This window comes from Plantactinospora sp. BC1, from assembly GCF_003030345.1.
In the GTDB taxonomy this organism is placed as follows: Bacteria; Actinomycetota; Actinomycetes; order Mycobacteriales; family Micromonosporaceae; genus Plantactinospora.
On the sequence record NZ_CP028158.1, the window covers coordinates 3237249 to 3255143 of the forward strand.

Annotated in this window: 15 protein-coding genes; 14 read left to right on the forward strand and 1 reads right to left on the reverse strand. The window is 74.3% G+C overall.

Features of this window, described 5'->3' with window-relative positions:
• The first annotated feature begins 529 nt into the window (after window positions 1-529).
• From C6361_RS13935 to C6361_RS13955, 5 genes are all read left to right on the forward strand, one after another.
• Window positions 530-2764: a nitrate- and nitrite sensing domain-containing protein gene (locus C6361_RS13935; protein ID WP_107268015.1), complete on the forward strand. Its 2235-nt coding sequence runs from the start codon at window positions 530-532 to the stop codon at window positions 2762-2764.
• Window positions 2748-3155, forward strand: coding sequence for a roadblock/LC7 domain-containing protein (locus tag C6361_RS13940; RefSeq protein WP_234359483.1), 408 nt, complete (start codon window positions 2748-2750; stop codon window positions 3153-3155). Before C6361_RS13935 ends, C6361_RS13940 begins: the two co-directional genes overlap by 17 nt.
• Window positions 3156-3161: 6 nt before the next feature.
• Complete coding sequence (locus tag C6361_RS13945) at window positions 3162-3545, forward strand: DUF742 domain-containing protein (RefSeq protein ID WP_304598537.1); 384 nt, start codon at window positions 3162-3164, stop codon at window positions 3543-3545.
• Window positions 3546-3615: 70 nt separating this feature from the next.
• Window positions 3616-4347 (forward strand): cellulose binding domain-containing protein, encoded by a 732-nt coding sequence (locus C6361_RS13950; protein ID WP_159079323.1) that lies wholly within the window; start codon window positions 3616-3618, stop codon window positions 4345-4347.
• Window positions 4348-4411: 64 nt separating this feature from the next.
• On the forward strand, window positions 4412-5188 hold the full coding sequence (locus C6361_RS13955) for an ABC transporter permease (RefSeq protein WP_107268016.1): 777 nt from the start codon (window positions 4412-4414) through the stop codon (window positions 5186-5188).
• Window positions 5189-5250: 62 nt separating this feature from the next.
• On the opposite strand, the gene C6361_RS13960 is transcribed toward C6361_RS13955, so the two are convergent.
• Window positions 5251-7041, reverse strand: coding sequence for an SMI1/KNR4 family protein (locus C6361_RS13960; RefSeq protein ID WP_107268017.1), 1791 nt, complete (start codon window positions 7039-7041; stop codon window positions 5251-5253).
• A gap of 256 nt (window positions 7042-7297) precedes the next feature.
• Between C6361_RS13960 and C6361_RS13965 the strand changes: the two genes are divergently transcribed.
• The 9 genes from C6361_RS13965 to C6361_RS14005 all read left to right on the forward strand — a co-directional run bounded on the left by C6361_RS13965 (window position 7298) and on the right by C6361_RS14005 (window position 17794).
• Window positions 7298-7492, forward strand: a complete 195-nt coding sequence (locus C6361_RS13965) for a CsbD family protein (RefSeq protein WP_107258006.1) — start codon at window positions 7298-7300, stop codon at window positions 7490-7492.
• A gap of 115 nt (window positions 7493-7607) precedes the next feature.
• Complete coding sequence (locus tag C6361_RS13970) at window positions 7608-8684, forward strand: iron ABC transporter permease (protein ID WP_234359484.1); 1077 nt, start codon at window positions 7608-7610, stop codon at window positions 8682-8684.
• Window positions 8681-9766, forward strand: a complete 1086-nt coding sequence (locus C6361_RS13975; protein ID WP_107258005.1) for an iron chelate uptake ABC transporter family permease subunit — start codon at window positions 8681-8683, stop codon at window positions 9764-9766. The genes C6361_RS13970 and C6361_RS13975 overlap by 4 nt, the downstream gene beginning before the upstream one ends.
• Window positions 9767-9834: 68 nt before the next feature.
• The gene (locus C6361_RS13980; RefSeq protein ID WP_107270939.1) at window positions 9835-10680 is read left to right on the forward strand and encodes an ABC transporter ATP-binding protein; all 846 of its coding nucleotides are present in this window, start codon (window positions 9835-9837) and stop codon (window positions 10678-10680) included.
• Window positions 10681-10799: 119 nt separating this feature from the next.
• Complete coding sequence (locus C6361_RS13985) at window positions 10800-11798, forward strand: ABC transporter substrate-binding protein (RefSeq protein WP_107268018.1); 999 nt, start codon at window positions 10800-10802, stop codon at window positions 11796-11798.
• Window positions 11799-11802: 4 nt separating this feature from the next.
• Window positions 11803-13002 (forward strand): acetyl-CoA carboxylase biotin carboxylase subunit family protein, encoded by a 1200-nt coding sequence (locus tag C6361_RS13990; protein ID WP_107268019.1) that lies wholly within the window; start codon window positions 11803-11805, stop codon window positions 13000-13002.
• 70 nt (window positions 13003-13072) lie between these two features.
• Window positions 13073-14893, forward strand: coding sequence for an IucA/IucC family protein (locus C6361_RS38990; RefSeq protein WP_199853346.1), 1821 nt, complete (start codon window positions 13073-13075; stop codon window positions 14891-14893).
• Between the two features lie 41 nt (window positions 14894-14934).
• Entirely contained in the window at window positions 14935-16506 is a 1572-nt protein-coding gene (locus C6361_RS14000; RefSeq protein ID WP_107270941.1) for an IucA/IucC family siderophore biosynthesis protein, read from the forward strand.
• Between the two features lie 139 nt (window positions 16507-16645).
• Window positions 16646-17794 carry a type III PLP-dependent enzyme gene (locus C6361_RS14005; protein ID WP_107268020.1) on the forward strand — a complete coding sequence of 383 codons (1149 nt, stop codon included), beginning with the start codon at window positions 16646-16648 and terminating at the stop codon, window positions 17792-17794.
• Window positions 17795-17895 lie beyond the last annotated feature (101 nt).

Below are 17895 nucleotides of genomic sequence, written 5' to 3' on the forward strand. Positions count from 1 at the left end.
ACGGCCGGCAGAACAGCACCCCGACCGGCCGCGCCCCACCGAGCATCCGAGCGGCAGGCCACGACCACCGGAACAACCGGGCAGCAGGCCACGACCAGCAGAACAGCCAGCCGGCAGGCCACGGCCAGCAGAACAGCCGAGCGGCAGGCCACGACCACCGGAACAACCGGGCAGCAGGCCACGACCAGCAGAACAGCCGGGCAACAGGCCACGACCACCGGAACAGCCGGGCAGCGGGTCGCGGCCGCCGGAACAGCGCGGCAAGCGGCCCCCACCGGTGGCACGACCGGCAGACCCGAATCGGCCGGGAGAACAGCCGGGCAACAGGGTACGGCCGGTGGAGCACCCGGGTAACCGGCCTCGGCCGGCGGAGCGGCAGGTACCCGACGGCAAGCCCGACCCCGGACCGGGGCCTGCGCGCGGCGAGGCTGGGACGGTCGGACGCGGCGGGGCCGGGGCGCCCGAGCCACCATCCGTAGCGCCGCCAACGCCAACGCCAGCGCCGCCAGCGCCGACGCCGAGTCGGATCATGGTCAAGGCCGCCGCCCTGCTGGTCGTGCTGACCGTGCTCTGGGGTTACGCCACCTTCCTGACCGCCCGGGACGCGATGGACCTGCTCGCGGTCCGTACCCTCGGCAGCCAGCTCGGCCAGCCGACCGACGCGCTCATCCTGGCCCTCCAGGCGGAACGCCGGCTCAGCATGGTCGAGCTGGCGGCACCGGGGCGGCACCGGGCCGCCCTGCTCGAACAGCGCAGCCGCACCGACGCGGCGGTCGGGGCGCTGCGGCGGTTCACCGGGGGAACGGATCTCCGGCTGATCACTGTTGGCGGGGTCCGGGAGCGGGCGGCGGAACTGGTCCGGCGGCTGGACGACCTCCGGCCGCTCCGCGACGACGTCGACGGCGGCCGGGTGGACCGGGCCAGCGCCGCCGCGTCGTACGGCAGCATCATCGACGCCGGCTTCGCCGTGTACGGCTCGCAGTGGGCCAGCCGGCGCAGCGACCTGATCGAGGAGACCCGTACCCTCCTCGCGCTCTCCCGCGCCGCCGAGCTGCTCTCCCGGGAGGACGCTCTGGTGGCCGGGGCGCTCGCCTCGCCCCGGCTGACCGAGGCGGAGCACGCCCGACTGGTCGACCTCGTCGCGGTGGCCCGGTTCGTCCGGGCCGAGGCGGGGGCCGGACTGCCCGAGGCGGGGCGGGCCGGCTACGAGCGACTGGTCACCGGTCCGGTCTTCGCGACCCTGCACGCCGCCGAGACGGAACTGCTGGAGGCCGACTGGGACGGCGGTAGCCCGCCGGTCCAGCCCGCCCGCTGGCAGGCGGCGACCGAACCGGCCCTGTCCGAGCTGCGGACCCTGGTCACCGTCGGGGTCCGGGACAGCGTCGACCGGGCAACCCGGGGCGCGGCCGGGGTGGCCGCCCGGGCCGGCCTGGTCGGCGGTCTCGGTCTGGTGGTACTCGTCGCCGCCGCCGTACTGACCCTGCGCGGCACCCGGCGGGTCGTCGCCCGGCTCGACGAGCTGGGCAGCGAGAACGCCGCGCTGGCCGGTGCCCGGGACGACCTGGCGACGGAACTGGCCGCCCAGCGGGACCGGGCCGCCAAGCTGACCGACCGGGCCGCCAAGCTGACCGACCGGGCGGCCGAGCTGGCCGCCCAACGCAAGCGGCTCGCCAGCCAGCGGGAACAGCTGGTGGCGCAGACCGGACGTCGGCAGGCGGAGACCGAGCGGGTGGCCGAACGGGCCGCGCAGATCTCGGCCCGGCTCGCCGCACACCAGCGGGCCAGGGAGGTCAACGTCTGGTTGACCCGGGAGAACCAGAGCCTGCTGCACCGGCAGATCGGTCTGCTCGACGCGATGGAGCGGCGGGAGACCGACACCGAGGAGCTGGCCGAGCTGTTCCGGCTCGACCACCTCGCCACCCGGATCCGGCGCAACGTGGAACAGTTGATCAGCCTCTCCGGCGGTACGCCCGGCCGGCGCTGGCGGCGACCGGTGCCGCTGGTCGACGTCGTCCGGGGCGCGGTGGCGGAGGTGTCGGACTATCCACGGGTACTCGTGGCGCCGAACTGGTCCGGTTCGGTCGCCGGGCGGGCCCTGCCCGACCTGATCCACCTGCTCGCCGAGGTCATCGAGGCCGCGCTCTCCGGATCGGCCCCGACCACCACGGTCCGGATCGCCGGTGAGGTACGCGACGACGGTCGGGCGATCATCGTCAGCGACGACGGCGTGGGCCGGGGGCCGGCCGAGCTGGACGCCGTCAACGAGTTGATCAGGGACACGCCCAACACCGGGCCGCTCAACGGTGCCGTCGGGATGTACGTGGTCGGCCGGCTCGCCCGCCGGCACGGCGTCACCGTCGAATTGACGGCCGGGCCCCGGGGCGGTACGGCCGCGATCGTGCTGGTGCCGGCTACTCTGCTGGTCGAGACATCCGAGCCCGAACCGACTCCTGCCCCGGGCACCACCACCGCCTCGGGGCGGCCGACCGACAGCGGCGTCGTCGTCGGACAGTCGACTGGTGCGCCCCGACCCGGGGCGGCCCCGGCTCTGCCGGTTCGGGTACGCCGTCCGGACCCGGACACCCCGGTCGGCACCCCGAGTCGGGCCGCCGGCCCCGCTCCGAACGGCGCGCCCGTCCGGCGTGCCGCAACCGACTGGTCGGCGACGATGGAGCTGCCGGTAGCGCTCCCGGCACCCGGCGCCGACCAACCCGAAAGCAGCGAGAGGACGACAGGTGACTCACGCAGTGGTCACGACGGATAACCTGGTCCGGATACTCGACGAATTCGTGGACCGGGTCTCGGCGGCCGAGCATGCCGTGGCACTCTCCCCCGACGGGCTGCTGCTCGGGGTCTCGCAGGGGGTCGGTGGCGAACTCGCCGACCAGCTCTCCAGTGTGGTCGCCGGTTTGCAGGCGCTGGCCCAGGCCGCCGCCCGGTATTCCGGCCCCGGTGGGGTGCGGCAGGTCATCGTGCAGATGCACCGCGCGTTCCTCTTCGTGGCCGCGACCCGGGGCGGCGCGATCCTGGCCGTGCGGTTCGCCGGGGACGCCGACGTCGACGAGATGGCGTACGAGGTGGCGTTGGCGGCCGGCCGGGCGGACTCGCACCTGCCCACCTTTCCGGTACCGGCCGATGACCTGACCGGGGGGTGACACGCGGTGCGCACCGGTGCAGGAGGTCGGCACGACGACGCCTGGTACGACCAGGACGCCGGGCCGGTGGTCCGCCCGTACGCGATGACGCGGGGCAGGACGCAGCCGATCCGGGGACAGTTCGATCTGATCTCTCTGGTGGTGGCCCGCTGGCCGGTGCCGCAGCGCGCCGAGCTGACGCCGGAACAGTCGGAGATCCTCACCAGTTGCCGCCGGCCGCTCTCGGTCGCGGAGATCGCCGCCGCGCTCGACCTGCCGGTCGGCACCGTACGGGTGCTACTCGGCGATCTGCTGGACGCGGGTCTGATCGACACCCACGAGCCACCTGTGCTGGACGCGCCCTCGGAGGATCTGCTGGAGGCTGTGCTCGCCGGGCTGCGGGCGCTCTGACCCGCTCGGCCCAGGTCTGACGGGCGGGGGCGGCACGGCGTCGCCACCCGTGCAGCGAAAGGGAAGTCACGTGCGCAAAGTTCGACAACGTCCGGCGCGTACCCTGCCGGTCGCCGTCCTCGACGTGCTGCTCGCCGGGGTGGCGGCGCTGCGCGCCCTGGTCCGCCGGATGGCCCGGCTGCTGCCGGTGGGCCGGGGCGACCGGGTGACGGTGAGCCTGATCGTCGCCGCGGCGCTGGTCGCGGTCATCGGCACCGGGTTCTTCGTCGTCGCGCTGCTCCGGACGCCGGACCGGTTCGCGCCGCTGGGTGTGGCGCCGCCGCCGTCGGCCGAGATCGAGGTGGACCCGGACGGGACGGACGGCGCCAGCGGCAGCGCGACCCCGCCCGCGTCCTCGCCGCTGCCGCCCGCACCGACTCCGCCCCGGGCCGAGCCCCGGAGCAGGCCGGAGCGGTCCGCCTCCCCTTCTCCGACGCCCCCGCCGGTGCTGGCCGCCCGCTACGCCACCGAGGACGTCACGCTGCTCAACTACACCGCCTCGGTGACCATCACCAATCCCGGTCCCGGTCCGGCCAGCGGCTGGCGGCTGGTCATCACCCTGCCCCGGGCGACCCAGTCCGTCGGCGCGGTGGACGGCGCCGAGGCCAGCCGCGAGGGCGCGACCTGGACCTTCGTCCCGGACCGGGCGACGAATCGGGTACCGGCACGCGGCTCGGTGCAGGTGCGCTTCCGGGTCGACGGTGCGCTGATCGACGGCGAGCCGACGGCCTGCACGATCAACAACCGCCCCTGCCAGGCGTAGTACCGCCACCCGACGCCCCGGCCACCCGGATGCGGCGGTCCGCCCCGGTGGCCACAATCCGGGGATGGATCAGACTTCGATCGAGATCGGGCCGGTCTTCTTCGCCGTCCTGGCGGCGCTCGCACTGCTCGGCGCCGGGGTCGTCGGCTGGGCCCGGCTCGGTCCGGGCCGGTCGGTACTGACCGCCTCCGGTCGGGCCGCGATCCAGCTCGCGGCGGTCTCCGCGATCATCGTGCTGGTCCTGCGCTTCTGGTGGTCGACGCTGCTCTTCGTCCTCGTGATGTACGTGGTCGCGGCCGGCACCTCCGCCCGCCGGGTCACCGGTGGACGCACCGGCTGGCTCACCCTGCTCCCCATCGGGCTCGGCGTCGCCCCGGCGTTGACCCTGCTCGTCGGCACCGGTGCCGTCCCGCCGACCCCGCTGGCCGTACTGCCGACGGCCGGGATCCTGATCGGGGGCGCGATGACCGCGACCAGTCTGGCCGGCCGGCGCGCCCTGGACGAGTTGCGCACCCGGCACGGCGAGTACGAGGCGGGGCTCGCCCTCGGCTTCACCGACCGGGACGCCGCGCTGGAGGTCTGCCGTACCTCGGCCGGCCAGGCCCTGGTGCCGGCCCTCGACCAGACCCGTACGGTCGGACTCGTCACGCTCCCCGGCGCGTTCGTCGGGGTACTGCTCGGCGGTGCCGGCCCGGTGCAGGCGGGTGCCACCCAACTGCTCATCCTGGTCGCGCTGCTCGCCGTGGAGGCAGTCGCCATCGCCGGGACCGTCGAACTGGTGGCCCGGCACCTGCTGACCGCCGCACCGCAGGCGGGCGGCTCCGACCCGACCCGCTCCTGACTGCCGTCGGCCGCTCTCCGATGCCGCTGCATGGATCGGCGGAAGCGCCGCCCGGCCGGACGCTATCCGATCGTCCAGTCGAGCCGGCCCTCGGCGTCGACGGTCGGGCGGTAGCGCCCGGCGTACGGCTCACCGGTCTCCAGTGATCTCGCCACGCCGGCCAGCAGTTCGGTGACCGACGCCGGCCAGCGGTCGAAGCCGGTGCCGTCCTCGGGATAGAACTCGCCGACCCGGCCGTGCCCGCCCGGCCGCTGGTCGACCAGCAGGCTCCCGCCGTCGCCGGCCGACGCGAACGGTACGAAGGACGGGTGCCACCAGTCGTCGTCCATCGACATGTCGCTGCGGACCTTGCAGTTCACCGCCCAGTCGGCGGCGATCTGGTCGAGCGAGAGCGGTCGGTAGAAGGGTGGCAGGTCGAAGTCGTTCGCCCCGTCGTGCCGGCGCAGCGAGGCGACCAGGTCGGCGGGGAACGGGACCGACATCCGGGTCTGGAGCGCGGAGATCCGGGCCGGCGCGGCGGGCGGGCGCAGGCTCGCCCGGCTGCGCGGGGCGTGCCGGGCCAGCCAGCGTTCGATGCGGAGCCAGGCGGCGTCGACCCGGGCCGTGGTCGCCGCGTCCGGCACGGTCGCGGCCACCGGGCTGGTGTTGTGCGAGCAGACGCCGATGGACGGCGACCGGGTCGGGGTCGGAATCGAGGTCTGCACCGGCATCCGGAGCCGGGCGCTCGGCACCGGGTCGTCCGGCACGTCCCGCCGCTCGGTGATCCGGTATTCGCTGACGACCGCCGGACCGGTCGGTGCGATCAGGGTCAGGCCGCAGAGCAGCAGGAGCGAGGCCAGGAAGGTCAGGAGCAGGGCGATCAGCACCCGCTTGCCGCTGAAGGTCCGGCGGGCGGGCACCCGGACCGCCCCGTGACCCGCCGGTCCCGCCACGACGGGGTTCGGCCTCCCCCGCTCGTCCCCCGGAACGGCCGCGCCTCCCGCATCGGTGACGGCCGCCCCGTCACCCGCCGACTCCGCTGCCCCGCCACCCGCCGACTCCGGCGAGCTGTCGACCGCCGACTCCGCCGCCACGCCATCCGCCGACTTCGACGAGCCGTCGACCGCCGACTCTCCAGCCACGCCACCCGCCGACTTCGACGAGCCGTCGACCGCCGACTCTCCAGCCCCGGCACCCGCCGGCTCCGGCGGGTCGCCGGCCGGCGCGGGGACCGGTGCGGCCTGCGGTGCCGGCGGGGCGGTGGTCCGGACCGGGCGACGGGTGGCGTGCAGCAGCGGGTCGAGCCAGCCCGGGGCCGCCGTCCGGAACGCCTCCGGCCGGTCGGCCGCGTCCGCCGGGATCCGGCCGGCCAGCCCGATCGGCAGCCCGGCGAGTTGGTCACCGTCGCCGACCGCGACGACCGTACCGGTGAGGTCGCGTCCGGCGAGCACGTCGAGGGCCAGCGTGGCGTGGTTGACCGCACCGGGTAACTGGTCGACGACGAGCACCACCGGAGCGCCGAGCGCCCAGGCCAGGTCCGCGAGAGTCCAGCCGGCACGACCCAGCGGTACGGCGAGACCGGGTGCCCCGGTCACCAGGACCAGCCCGTGGGTACGGGAGAGCGCCCGGACGACCCCGACGAGGTCGTCCACCCCGATCGGGTCGGCGGCACCGGCGCGCACTTCCAGACAACTGGCGAGGCTGTCGGGCAACGGTATGGGCGGGGCACCGGAGGCGTCGGAACCGTCGTGGACGATCCGCAGTACCGCCGGTCGTGCCGTCGACGCCGCGCAGAGGGCGGCCGTGACCACGGCCCAACTCGGGCTCGACGAGGTCGTGGCGACCACCCAGGGTCCACCGTCCGGCCAGGACATCGACGCCTCCCCAGGTCGCCCGCAGCCTATCGAAACCGCCCGGTACGCGGAGACCCCGCGCGTCGGCCGGAAGCCCGTCTGGCCGGAAGCGCGTCGGGCCGGAAGCGCGTCGGGCCGGAAGCCCGTCCGGGCCGGAAGCGCGTCGGGCCGGAAACTGCTCGCCGCGCCGCCGTGCCCTGTTTCGGCCGGGACACCGCCGGGCATTTATAGGCCGGCGAGGTGCGGAGAGCAGCTCGGCGAGAAACTGGAGGACACGATGGGCATGGGAGACAAGATCCGGCACAAGATCGAGGAAGTCGCCGGAGCGGCCAAGGAGAAGACCGGCGAGGCGACCGACAACGACCGGCTGCGTGCCGAGGGCGCCACCGAGCAGACCGAGGCGAACGTCAAGCAGGCCGGTGACCACGTGGTCGACGCCGCGCGGGACACCCGGGACGCGTTCCGGCCCTGATTTCCACCCGGACCCGGGTGGTGGGTGCCCAGGATCGAGGCACCCGCCACCCGGGTCCGTCATGCTGCCGGCAGCCCCGCTGAGCTGCTGGTTAGGCGTGGCTTATCTTACTTAGGTGCCCCTAACCCTCCGCGTCCCGGCAGCACCGGGCGAGGCGCCACCGCGACCAGCCCGGAGTACGGCCGGTCGGCGTACCGGGTTGGTGCTGGTGCTGCTCGCCGTGGTTGCGCTGACCTGCCTGGCGAGCGTGCTGATCGGTTCCAAGCACGTACCGCCGGGCGAGGCGTTGCGGGCGCTGACCGGCGACCGGAGCGGGGACGCGCTGCTCGTCGCGGAACTGCGCTTCCCGCGTACGCTGCTCGGCCTGCTGGTCGGGATCGCGCTCGGGGTGGCCGGCACGCTGGCCCAGGAACTCACCCGCAATCCGCTCGGCGATCCCGGGCTGCTCGGCATCTCGGCCGGGGCCGCGCTGGCGGTGGCGACCAGCATCGGCGTCTTCGGCCTGACCTCGCCCTACCAGTACGTCTGGTTCGCCTTCCTCGGTGCCGCCCTGGCCGGCGCCCTCGTCTACGCCATCGGCGGTGCGGCCCGGGCGTCGGCGAGCCGGGGCGGCACCTCCCCGGTCAAGCTCGCCCTCGCCGGCGCGGCGGTCACCGCGCTGCTGATGAGCCTCACCAACGCGCTGGTGCTGCTGGACGTGCGCACGCTGGACCAGTACCGGTTCTGGGCGGTCGGTTCGCTCGCCGGCCGGGACGGCGGCCTGGCCGGCCAACTGAGCCCGTTCGTCCTGGCCGGGTTGCTGCTGGTGGCGTTCATCACGCCGAGGCTGAACGCGCTCGCCCTCGGCGACGACCTCGCCGGTTCGCTCGGGGTGCGGGTCGGCACCACCCGGCTGCTCGGCGCGGTCGGGGTGATCCTGTTGACCGGCGCGGCGGTGGCCGCCGCCGGCCCGGTCACCTTCGTCGGGCTGGTCGTGCCGCACCTCGTGCGCACCTTCACCGGTCCGGACCTGCGCTGGCTGCTGCCCGGATCGGCGCTGGCCGGCGCGGCGCTGCTGCTCGGCGCCGACACCCTCGGCCGGCTCCTGGACCATCCCGGTGAGGTGCAGGCCGGGGTGGTGACCGCGATGATCGGCGCCCCCTTCCTGATCATGCTGGTGAAGCGCGGCAGGTTCCGGGAGCAGACCCGATGAGCCTCCGCAGCCTCCGCCTCCCCCGGCGGGGCCGGGTCGGCTGGGAGCTGGCCGGGCTCGGCGGGATCGTCCGTCCCCGGGTGCTCGGGGTGCTGCTGGTGGTGCTGGCGCTCGCCGCCGCCGGGCTGGTCGCCTCGGTCTCGGTCGGCGAGTTCCCGATCCCGGTCGGTGACGTCGTCGCCGCCCTCACCGGCACCGGCGGCGCGGACGCGATGCTGATCGTGCGCGAGCTTCGGCTGCCCCGGGCGCTGACCGCGCTGCTGGTCGGCTGCGCGTTCGGGCTGGCCGGCGCGCTGATGCAGGCGGTCACCCGCAACCCGCTGGCCAGCCCGGACCTGATCGGCGTGACCGCGGGGGCGAGCACCGGCGGGGTGGCGGCGGTGCTGATCGGCGGGGTGACCTCGGCCGGCGCCGGCTCGTACGTCAGTGTCCCGTTCGGCGCGCTGCTCGGTGCGCTGGTCGCGGCGAGCATCAGCTACGGGATGGCGTTCCGGGACGGGACCATCACCGGGTTCCGGTTCGTACTGGTCGGCCTCGGCGTGCAGGGGGCGCTCACCGCGCTGACGAGCTGGCTGCTGGCCCGGGCCGACATCGACGAGGCGTCCCGGGCGATGGTGTGGTTGACCGGCTCGCTGAACGGGCGCGGCTTCGAGCACGCCTGGTGGATCGGGCTGGCCCTGCTCGCGGTCGTGCCGGTGGTGCTGGGACTGGTCCGGCCGTACCAGTTGCTCCAGTACGGCGACGACACGGCGCGGGCGCTGGGCCTGCCGGTGGACCGGGCCCGGATCGTACTGCTGCTCGCCTCGGTGGTGCTGGCGGCGGTGGCGACGGCGGCGGCCGGCCCGATCGGTTTCGTCGCGCTCGCCTCGCCGCAGATCGCCCGGCGGCTCACCGGCACCGCGAACCTGCCGCTGCTGGCCAGCGGCTGCGTCGGCGCCGCCCTGCTGCTCCTCGCCGACCTGGCGGCCCGGCTGGTACTCGCGCCGATCGAGCTGCCGGTCGGCGTCGTCACCGGTGCGGTCGGGGCGCCGTACCTGATGTGGTTGCTGGCCCGGGCGAACCGGGTCGGCCGGGCCGGTTGAGTGTCCGGCGGGGACGCCCCGGCCGGCGGCGGCGACCGGCGAGGCTCGACGATCATGTGGAGGACGAGATGACCGCGCTGCTCGGCAGCGACCTTCGGCTGGGGTACGGCGACCGGATCGTGGCCGAGAGCCTCGACATCGAGCTGCCGGCCGGCAAGGTCAGCGCGCTGGTCGGGCCGAACGCCTGCGGCAAGTCGACGGCGCTGCGGGCGCTCTCCCGGCTGCTGGCACCGGCCGCCGGGGTGGTCTATCTCGACGGTGACCCGATCGCCAGCCTGTCGAACCGGGACCTCGCCCAGCGGTTGGCGCTGCTGCCGCAGTCGCCGATCGCCCCGGACGGGATCACCGTGCGGGACCTGGTGGCCCGGGGGCGTACCCCGCACCAGCACTGGTGGCGGCAGTGGTCCCGGGCCGACGAGCAGGTCGTCGACGCGGCGCTGGCCGCCACCGGTACCGCCGAGCTGGCCGAGCGGAGCGTGGACGAACTCTCCGGCGGCCAGCGGCAGCGGGTCTGGATCGCGCTGGCGCTGGCCCAGGACACCCCGGTACTGCTGCTGGACGAGCCGACCACCTATCTGGATCTGGCCTACCAGGTGGAGGTGCTGGAGCTGGTCGCCGAGTTGAACCAGCGGGACGGCACCACGGTGGTGATGGTGCTGCACGACCTGAACCAGGCGTGCCGGTACGCCGACCACCTGGTCGCGATGCGGGCCGGCCGGGTCGTCGCGGCCGGCCCGCCGACCGAGGTGGTGACGCCGGAACTGGTCCGGGAGGTGTTCGGCCTCGACTGCCGCATCATCTCCTGCCCGGTGGCCGGTACGCCGATCGTCGTACCGGAGGGTCGTGCACGCCGGGTCACCGGCGTGGGAGGCACCGGGCAGCACGGTGACCAGGGGCGACCCGGGACGGCGTGACCGGCCTCGCAGTTTCCCTTCGGCGGTGAGCAAGGCTAACCTAACTGCGAAGTAGGCGAGCCTTACCTTAGTAAAGAGCTTCAGCTACACGCTTTAGTAACAGGAAGAAGGAACACTCCATGCGTCGATTCGCGCGCGGTCGCGGTGCAGCCCTCCGGCTCACCGCCGGTCTGACCGGGCTGACCCTGGCCGTCGGGCTGTCGGCCTGCGGCACCTCGGAGCCGGCGGGCGGGTCCGACACCGGTCAGGGGGCTGCCGCCGCCGACGCCGGATTCCCCCGGACCGTCACCCACGACAAGGGCAGCACCGAACTCAAGGCCAAGCCGCAGCGGATCGTGGCCCTGGACAACAGCCTGGTGGAGGCGGTCGTCCTGCTCGACCGGCCGCTGGTCGGCGGGATCGCCAGCTACCGCAACCAGAAGACCTTCCCGGACTACCTCGGCGACGCGGTCAAGGACACCAAGGACATCGGCCCGCTGGACAACCCCAACCTCGAACTGATCGCCTCGCTCCGGCCGGACCTGATCGTGTCGGCGACCGTCCGGCACGAGGCGCTCTACGACAAGCTCTCCGCGATCGCGCCCACCGTCTTCGTCAAGACCACCGGTCCGATCTGGAAGGACAACATCACCCTGCTCGGCAAGGCGCTCGGTGAGGAGGCCAAGGCCGCGCAGGAGCTGGCCGCGTACGAGGCGCGGGCCAAGAAGATCGGCGACGAGGTCAACACCAAGGCGAACAATCCCTCCGTCTCGGTCGTCCGGTTCGTGGACGGCCCGACCCGGCTGATGGCCAAGGCGTCGTTCATCGGCATCATCCTGGCCGACGCCGGGTTGAAGCGCCCCGCCTCGCAGAACGAGGAGACCTTCGCCACCGAGATCAGCGAGGAGCAGATCGAGCTGGCCGACGCGGACCACATCTTCGTCACCACCTACAGCGGCGGCGAGAGCTATCGGGACAGGTTCCAGGCCAACCCGCTGTGGAACCGGCTCGCCGGGGTGCAGGCCAAGCACGTGTACGAGGTCAAGGACGAACTCTGGATGACCTCGGTCTCGGTCCAGGGCGCCCACTTCGTCCTCGACGACATCGCGCAGACCTTCCAGGTCGACCCCGCGAAGTAACGCCGTGCGGCTCTACCTGACCGCGCTCAACCCGACCGACTCGGTACTCGACGGCTTCCTGCCGGCGGCCGCCCGGCTCGGGCTGCCGGTGACGGTCCTGACCGACCAGCCCGCCGCCTGGCCGACGAGTACCGAGCGGCGGTCCGGGGCGGAGGTGGTCGGCGCGGACGTCCGCGACGTGCGGGGCGTACTCGACGCGGTGCACCGGGGCGAGCCGCCGGTCGCGCTGCTCTCCAACAGCGACCACCTACAGACCCCCACCGCGCTCGCCGCCGCATACCTCGGACTGCCCGGCAAGGACTGGCGGGCGACGTTGCGGAGCAAGGACAAGCGGCTGACCCGGCGTACCGTCGCCGACGCGCGCCTGGACCGGGTGGCCGCGGTGGCGCTCGGCCCGCAGGACGCTGCGGAGCAGGCCGCCACCGTGCCCTTCCCGGCGGTGGTGAAGCCCCGGGAGGGTGTGGCCAGCGAGGACGTCTACCTGGTCGACGGTCTGCCCGAGCTGCGCCGCCGGGTCGCCGAGATCCGCGCCCGCCGCCCCGGCCAGGACCTGCTGGTCGAGGAGTACCTGACCGGCGACCTGTACACCCTGGAGACCCTCGGCGACGGCACCCGCACCGCCGTGCTCGGCGGCTGGCGGACCAGCCTCGGGCCGCCGCCGACCTTCACCGAGGAGGCCGTCGACTGGGCCCCGGACCTGCCGGCGCCGGTACTGGCCCAGGTGCTCGCCCAGCTCGACGCGCTCGGCGTCGGCTTCGGCGCCTGCCACACCGAGTTCGTCGTCGCCGACGGCCGGGCCCGGCTCGTCGAGGTCAACTACCGGCTGATCGGCGACCGGGTCGACCTGGTGATGGCGGAACTGCTCGACCTGCCGCTCTTCGCGTACGTCATCCAGCTGCACGCCGGTGACCCGCTGCCGGCGCTGCCCGACCCGGTGACGCTGGACCGGTACGCCCGGGTGGAGTGGGTCTGCGCCGACCGCTCCGGGCGCCTGGTCGCCGCGCCGGGCCCGGTGGACGCGACCGGGCCGGCCGGGGTCCTGCTCGGCTGCCGTCCACTCCGGACTGTCGGGACGACCGCGCCGCTGACCGGCACGAACCGGGACTACCTGGCCGCGCTGCACGCGATCGGCCCCGATCCGGAGTCGGTGCGCGAGGCGCTGCGTGACTTCCGGGCGGCCCACCGTTGGAAGATCGAAGCATGACCACGCGACGGCGATCGGAACAACGGGCCGCACCCGGCGGCGGCGCCCACCGGCTCTCCCGGGCGGTGCGGTGACCGGGGCCGGCGCCGACGCCGCCGAGCGGCAGCTCTTCCAGCGGGTACTGGACGCGCTGCTCCGGGAGGACCACCTCGGCCTGACCGGCAACGGGTACCGCAGCGGGCACTGGTGGCTGACCCGGATCCCCGGCGCCCGGCTGCGGCTCCCGGTCCGGCCCGACGGCTTCCAGCACGACCTGCGCACCGCCCGCCCCGAACTCGTGGCACTCCCCGACGCCGAGCCGACGGGGGTCGCGGCGCTGCCCGACGGCGAGCCGCCGGAGACCGTGGCGCTGCCGGACGCCGAGCCGCCGCAGACCGTGGCGCTGCCGGACGGTGAGCCGGCCACGGGGCGGGTGGTGCGGCGCCTCGACGAGTTGCTGGATCTTCTCGCCCCGGTGGACGATCCGGACGCCGAGGCGGGCTGGGAGGCGTTCCGGGCCGAATGCCGGGACGATCTCGTCGCCCGCCGGCTCGCCGCCGAGACCCGCTCCCGGGTGCACGCCGATCTGCTCGCCGCCCGCGCCGTGACCCCGGACGGGATGGCCGGGGCGCTGCTCGACGACGTACTGGCGGCCCGGACCGATCATCCCGTCTATCCGACCAGCCGGGCCCGGATCGGCCTGGACCGCGGCGCCCTGCTCGGGTACGCCCCGGAGCACGCCCCGACCTTCGCGCTGCGCTGGCTGCCGGTGACCCGCGCCGAGCTGACCCTCAGCGGCACGCTGCCGCACTGGTGGCCGCCGTCCGGTGAGCCGGAGACCGTACTGCTGCCGGTGCATCCGGTCACCGCCGACCGGCTCCAGTTGCCGGTCCGCGCCGACGTGCCCGAGGTGCTCGTCCGGCCGACCCTGTCGACCCGGACGGTGGCGCTGCTCGCCGACCCGTACACGCATCTGAAGCTGCCGCTGGCCACGGCGACGCTCGGGGCCCGGAACATCCGTACCATCGCACCGGGCACCCTGGTCGACGGCGCGGAACTGCACCGGCTGCTGGCCCGGATCGCCGCCGCCGAGCCGGCGTTCGCCGGGCGGATCCTGCACGCCGACGAGGGCTGCTACGGCCATGCCGGCGACCCGGTCCGGTCCTTCCTGGTCCGCCGCTTCCCGACCGCCGAGCTGGCCGGGCGGGTCGTGGTACCGGCCGCCGCGCTGGCCGCCGAGGACCCGGCCGGCGGTACGGTCGCGCAGCGGGTGGGTGGGCCGGACCCGCGCCCGCTGCTGGAGTCCTATCTGGACCTGCTGGTCGACTGGCACGTCTTCCTGTGGCTGCGGCACGGCATCGCGCTGGAGGCGCACCAGCAGAACATCCACCTCGTCCTCGACCCGCCCGGTGCCGCCGTCCAGGGCAGCCCCGGCCTCCGGCTGCTCTACAAGGACAACGACGGCGCCCGGCTGGCCCGGCGCGCCGGGCCCGGGCTGCGGGACGAGCGGATGTGGGTGGCGGATCCCGGCGAGCTGGCCGACGTCTTCACCACGATCACCCTGCACCTGGCCGCGACCGCGCCGCTGCGCTCCCTGGCCGAGCGGGGCGTGCCGGTGCCGGCTCCCGGCCCGGCGCTGCGGCACCGGCTGCGCGCCGCCCGGGACCGCTGGACCGCCGCCCGGGACCGCTGGACCGCCGCCCCGGCCCGCACGCCCCCGGACGGCCCGGCCGGCTGGGACACCGCCGCCGCCGGACGGCTGCTCACCGAGCGCGTCCTGACCGCCGACCGGCTGCCGGTCAAGGCGATGCTCACCGCCGGAACGCTGCTGCCGAAGCAGCGCACCGGCTGTGCCGACATCAACAAGTACTACCTGCGTACCGGCCCCAACTACCTGCGGTCCGATCGGTGACCGCGGTCGGGCGCGGGCCGCGTCGCGACGAGGAGCTGTCGATGACCGCCGCTGTGTCCCGGCGTACCGCCGACGTCGCCAGCACGCACACGCTGCTCGGCTGCGTCGCCCGGGAGGTCGCCGGCCCGGAACGGCAGACGACGCTGGCCGACGGGCACGCCGTGGTACGGCTGCCGCGCAGCGCCGTACTGCTGCGCTGTGCGGTGGCCCGGGTCTCCGAGGTGGGGGCGCACCGCTACGAGGGTCCGGTGCAGCGGTTCTCCGCCGGTGCCTGGTCACCGGTTGACGCGGCCGGGCTCGCCGCCCTGGTCGCCGACGAGCTGACCCTGCGCACGGGGGTACGCAACGACGAGTTCACCGGGCAGGTGGTGGCGAGCCGGGACGCGCTGGACCGGGTACTCCGGCTGCGCCCGCCCACCGACCCGGACCCGACCGGCGACCCGGTCGTCGACTCCTATGTGGACTCTGAGCAGTCACTTGTGCACGGTCATCCCCGGCACCCGGCCCCGAAGTGGCGCAGCGGCGACGTCGAGGCGTGGAACGCGTACGCCCCCGAACTGCGCACCAGCCTGCGGCTGCGCTGGATCGCCGTACCGGAGGCACTGCTCGGCTCGGAGGGACCCTTCGACGAGCTGATCGGGGCACTCGATCCGCCGGTACCGCCGGCCGGGCACGCCGTACTGCCGGTGCACCCCTGGCAGTACGAGCTCTCCGGGCCGCTCGACCCCCGGCTGCGCGACCTCGGCACCGCCGGTGCGGTACTCCGCCCGACCGCCAGCGTCCGGACCCTCTACGCGCCCCGGGCCGACCTCTTCGTCAAGACCAGCCTGCACATCCGGATCACCAACTGCGTACGCAAGAACGCCCGCTACGAGTTGACCGGTGCGGTGGCGCTGACCCGGCTCCTCGCCGAGCTGCCCCTGCCGGCCGGGGTGGCGCTGCTGCCCGAGCCGGCGTACCGGACGGTGGAGCTGCCGGGGCTGGACGAGACGTACGGGGTGATCCTGCGCGGCGGGTTGCGCCCGCACCTGGCCGAGGGCGAGACCCCGCTGATCGCCGCCGCCCTGGCCGCCGCCCCGCTGGCGGTGCCCGATCCGGTCGGCTGGTGGGACGCGTACGTCCGGCTGCTCGTCCCGGCCGTGCTCGAACTCTGGTGGCGGCACGGGGTGGTGCACGAGGCCCACCTGCAGAATGTGGTGGTGGTGCTGGACGCCGACCGGTGGCCGGTGCGGATGCTGTTGCGCGACCTGGAGGGCGTCAAGCTCGACACCGAACGCCGGGCCGACTGGCTCGCACACCTGCCGGCCCCGATCGGATACGACCCCGAGCAGGCGTTCAACCGGGTCAGCTACTGCCTCTTCGTCAACCACCTGGTGGAGCTGGCCGGTGCGCTGGCCGACGCGCACCCCGGGGTCGAGGCGCGGCTCTGGGCGGCGCTGCGCGAGGTGGTCCGGGAGACCTCCAGCCGGCTCGGCGACCCGCCCCGGCTGCGTGCCCTGCTGTCCGGGGTTCCGCTGCCGGTCAAGGCCAACCTGCTGGTGCGCTGGCAGCGCGCCGCCGACCGGAACGCCGGCTACCTGCCGTTCCCCAACCCCATCGGAGAGCGCTGGTGAGCGCGAACGAAAGGCAGGCCCGTGAGCGCGAGGAGTGAGCCGGGGTTGCGAGCCCCACAGCGCGAACGAAAGGCAGGCCCGTGAGCGCGAGGAGTGAGCCGGGGTTGCGAGCCCCACAGCGCGAGCGAAAGGCATCGTGGTGACCGAGCACGTCAAGCCGAGTTACTGGTACGACCTGGCCGGGCTGGACGGTTCGGCGGCGGCGATCCGGGCTGCGCTGCCGCCCGGGCTCGAACTTCTCTACGCGATGAAGGCGAACCCCGATCCGGGAATCCTGCGCACCCTGGCGCCGCACGTCGACGGTTTCGAGGCGGCCAGCGGCGGCGAGCTGCGGCACCTGGCCGAGGTCTTCCCGGGCACTCCCCCGGCGGCGTTCGGCGGACCGGGCAAGACCGATGCGGAACTGATGGCCGGGCTGGCCGCCGGGGTACGCCGGTTCCACGTCGAGTCCCCGACCGAGCTGCGTCGGCTCGCTCGGCTGGCCGTGGACCGGGGTACGGTCGCCGACGTCCTGCTCCGGGTCAACCTGCCGGTACCGGTCGGCGAGGCGGTACTCGTGATGGGCGGTCGGCCCAGCCCGTTCGGGATGTCGCCGGAAGATGCCCGGGCCTGTGCCCGGCTCGACCTGCCGGGAATCCGGATCCGGGGCGTGCACGCCCACCTCGGCAGCGGGCTCGGCGCACCCGGCGCCGCCGCCGTGGCCCGGACGGTGGTCGAGTGGGCGGTGGCCGAACTCGACGCCCGCGAGGTGAACGTCGGTGGCGGCATGGCGGTCGACTACACCGATCCGGCGGCTCGGTTCGACTGGTCGGCGTACGGCGCCGGGCTGGCCCGGCTGCTCGCCGAGTATCCGGGCCGGACACTGCGGATCGAGCCGGGCCGGGCGATGACCGTCTACTGTGGTCGTTATCGGGTCGAGGTGCTGGACGTGAAACGCTCCGGTGCCGAGTGGTTCGTGGTGGTGACCGGCGGCACGCACCAGCTCCGTACCCCGGCCGCGAAGTCGCACTCCCAGCCGTTCTCGGTGCTGCCCCGCCCCGAGTGGGGGTACCCGTTTCCCCGGCCGGTTACCGGGAGCGGGCCGGTGACGATCGTCGGGCAGCTCTGCACCCCGAAGGACGTACTGGCGCGGGTGGCCGACGCGGCCGAACTGCCGCCGCCGGGCCGGATCGCGGCCGGCGACACGATCGTCTTCGACATGGCCGGCGCGTACGCCTGGAACATCAGTCACCGGGACTTCCTGATGCACGACCCGCCAGAGTTCCGGACCGGAGTCCCGGAGGCTTGACCGCCGCGAGACCTCCACCTACAGGGTGTCTCCAAGATTCTTGGAGAAGTGTGGTTCGTCGGGAACCATAGATCGCCAAGAATCTTGCTGGCCATTCCACA

Bases quoted from the DNA above. Each gene is read 5' to 3' on its own strand.
- C6361_RS13935 (WP_107268015.1), top strand. From the start codon at position 530: ATGGTCAAGGCCGCCGCCCTGCTGGTCGTGCTGACCGTGCTCTGGGGT.
- C6361_RS13955 (WP_107268016.1), top strand. From the start codon at position 4,412: ATGGATCAGACTTCGATCGAGATCGGGCCGGTCTTCTTCGCCGTCCTG.
- C6361_RS13960 (WP_107268017.1), bottom strand. From the start codon at position 7,041: ATGTCCTGGCCGGACGGTGGACCCTGGGTGGTCGCCACGACCTCGTCG.
- C6361_RS13965 (WP_107258006.1), top strand. From the start codon at position 7,298: ATGGGCATGGGAGACAAGATCCGGCACAAGATCGAGGAAGTCGCCGGA.
- C6361_RS13975 (WP_107258005.1), top strand. From the start codon at position 8,681: ATGAGCCTCCGCAGCCTCCGCCTCCCCCGGCGGGGCCGGGTCGGCTGG.
- C6361_RS13980 (WP_107270939.1), top strand. From the start codon at position 9,835: ATGACCGCGCTGCTCGGCAGCGACCTTCGGCTGGGGTACGGCGACCGG.
- C6361_RS13985 (WP_107268018.1), top strand. From the start codon at position 10,800: ATGCGTCGATTCGCGCGCGGTCGCGGTGCAGCCCTCCGGCTCACCGCC.
- C6361_RS14000 (WP_107270941.1), top strand. From the start codon at position 14,935: ATGACCGCCGCTGTGTCCCGGCGTACCGCCGACGTCGCCAGCACGCAC.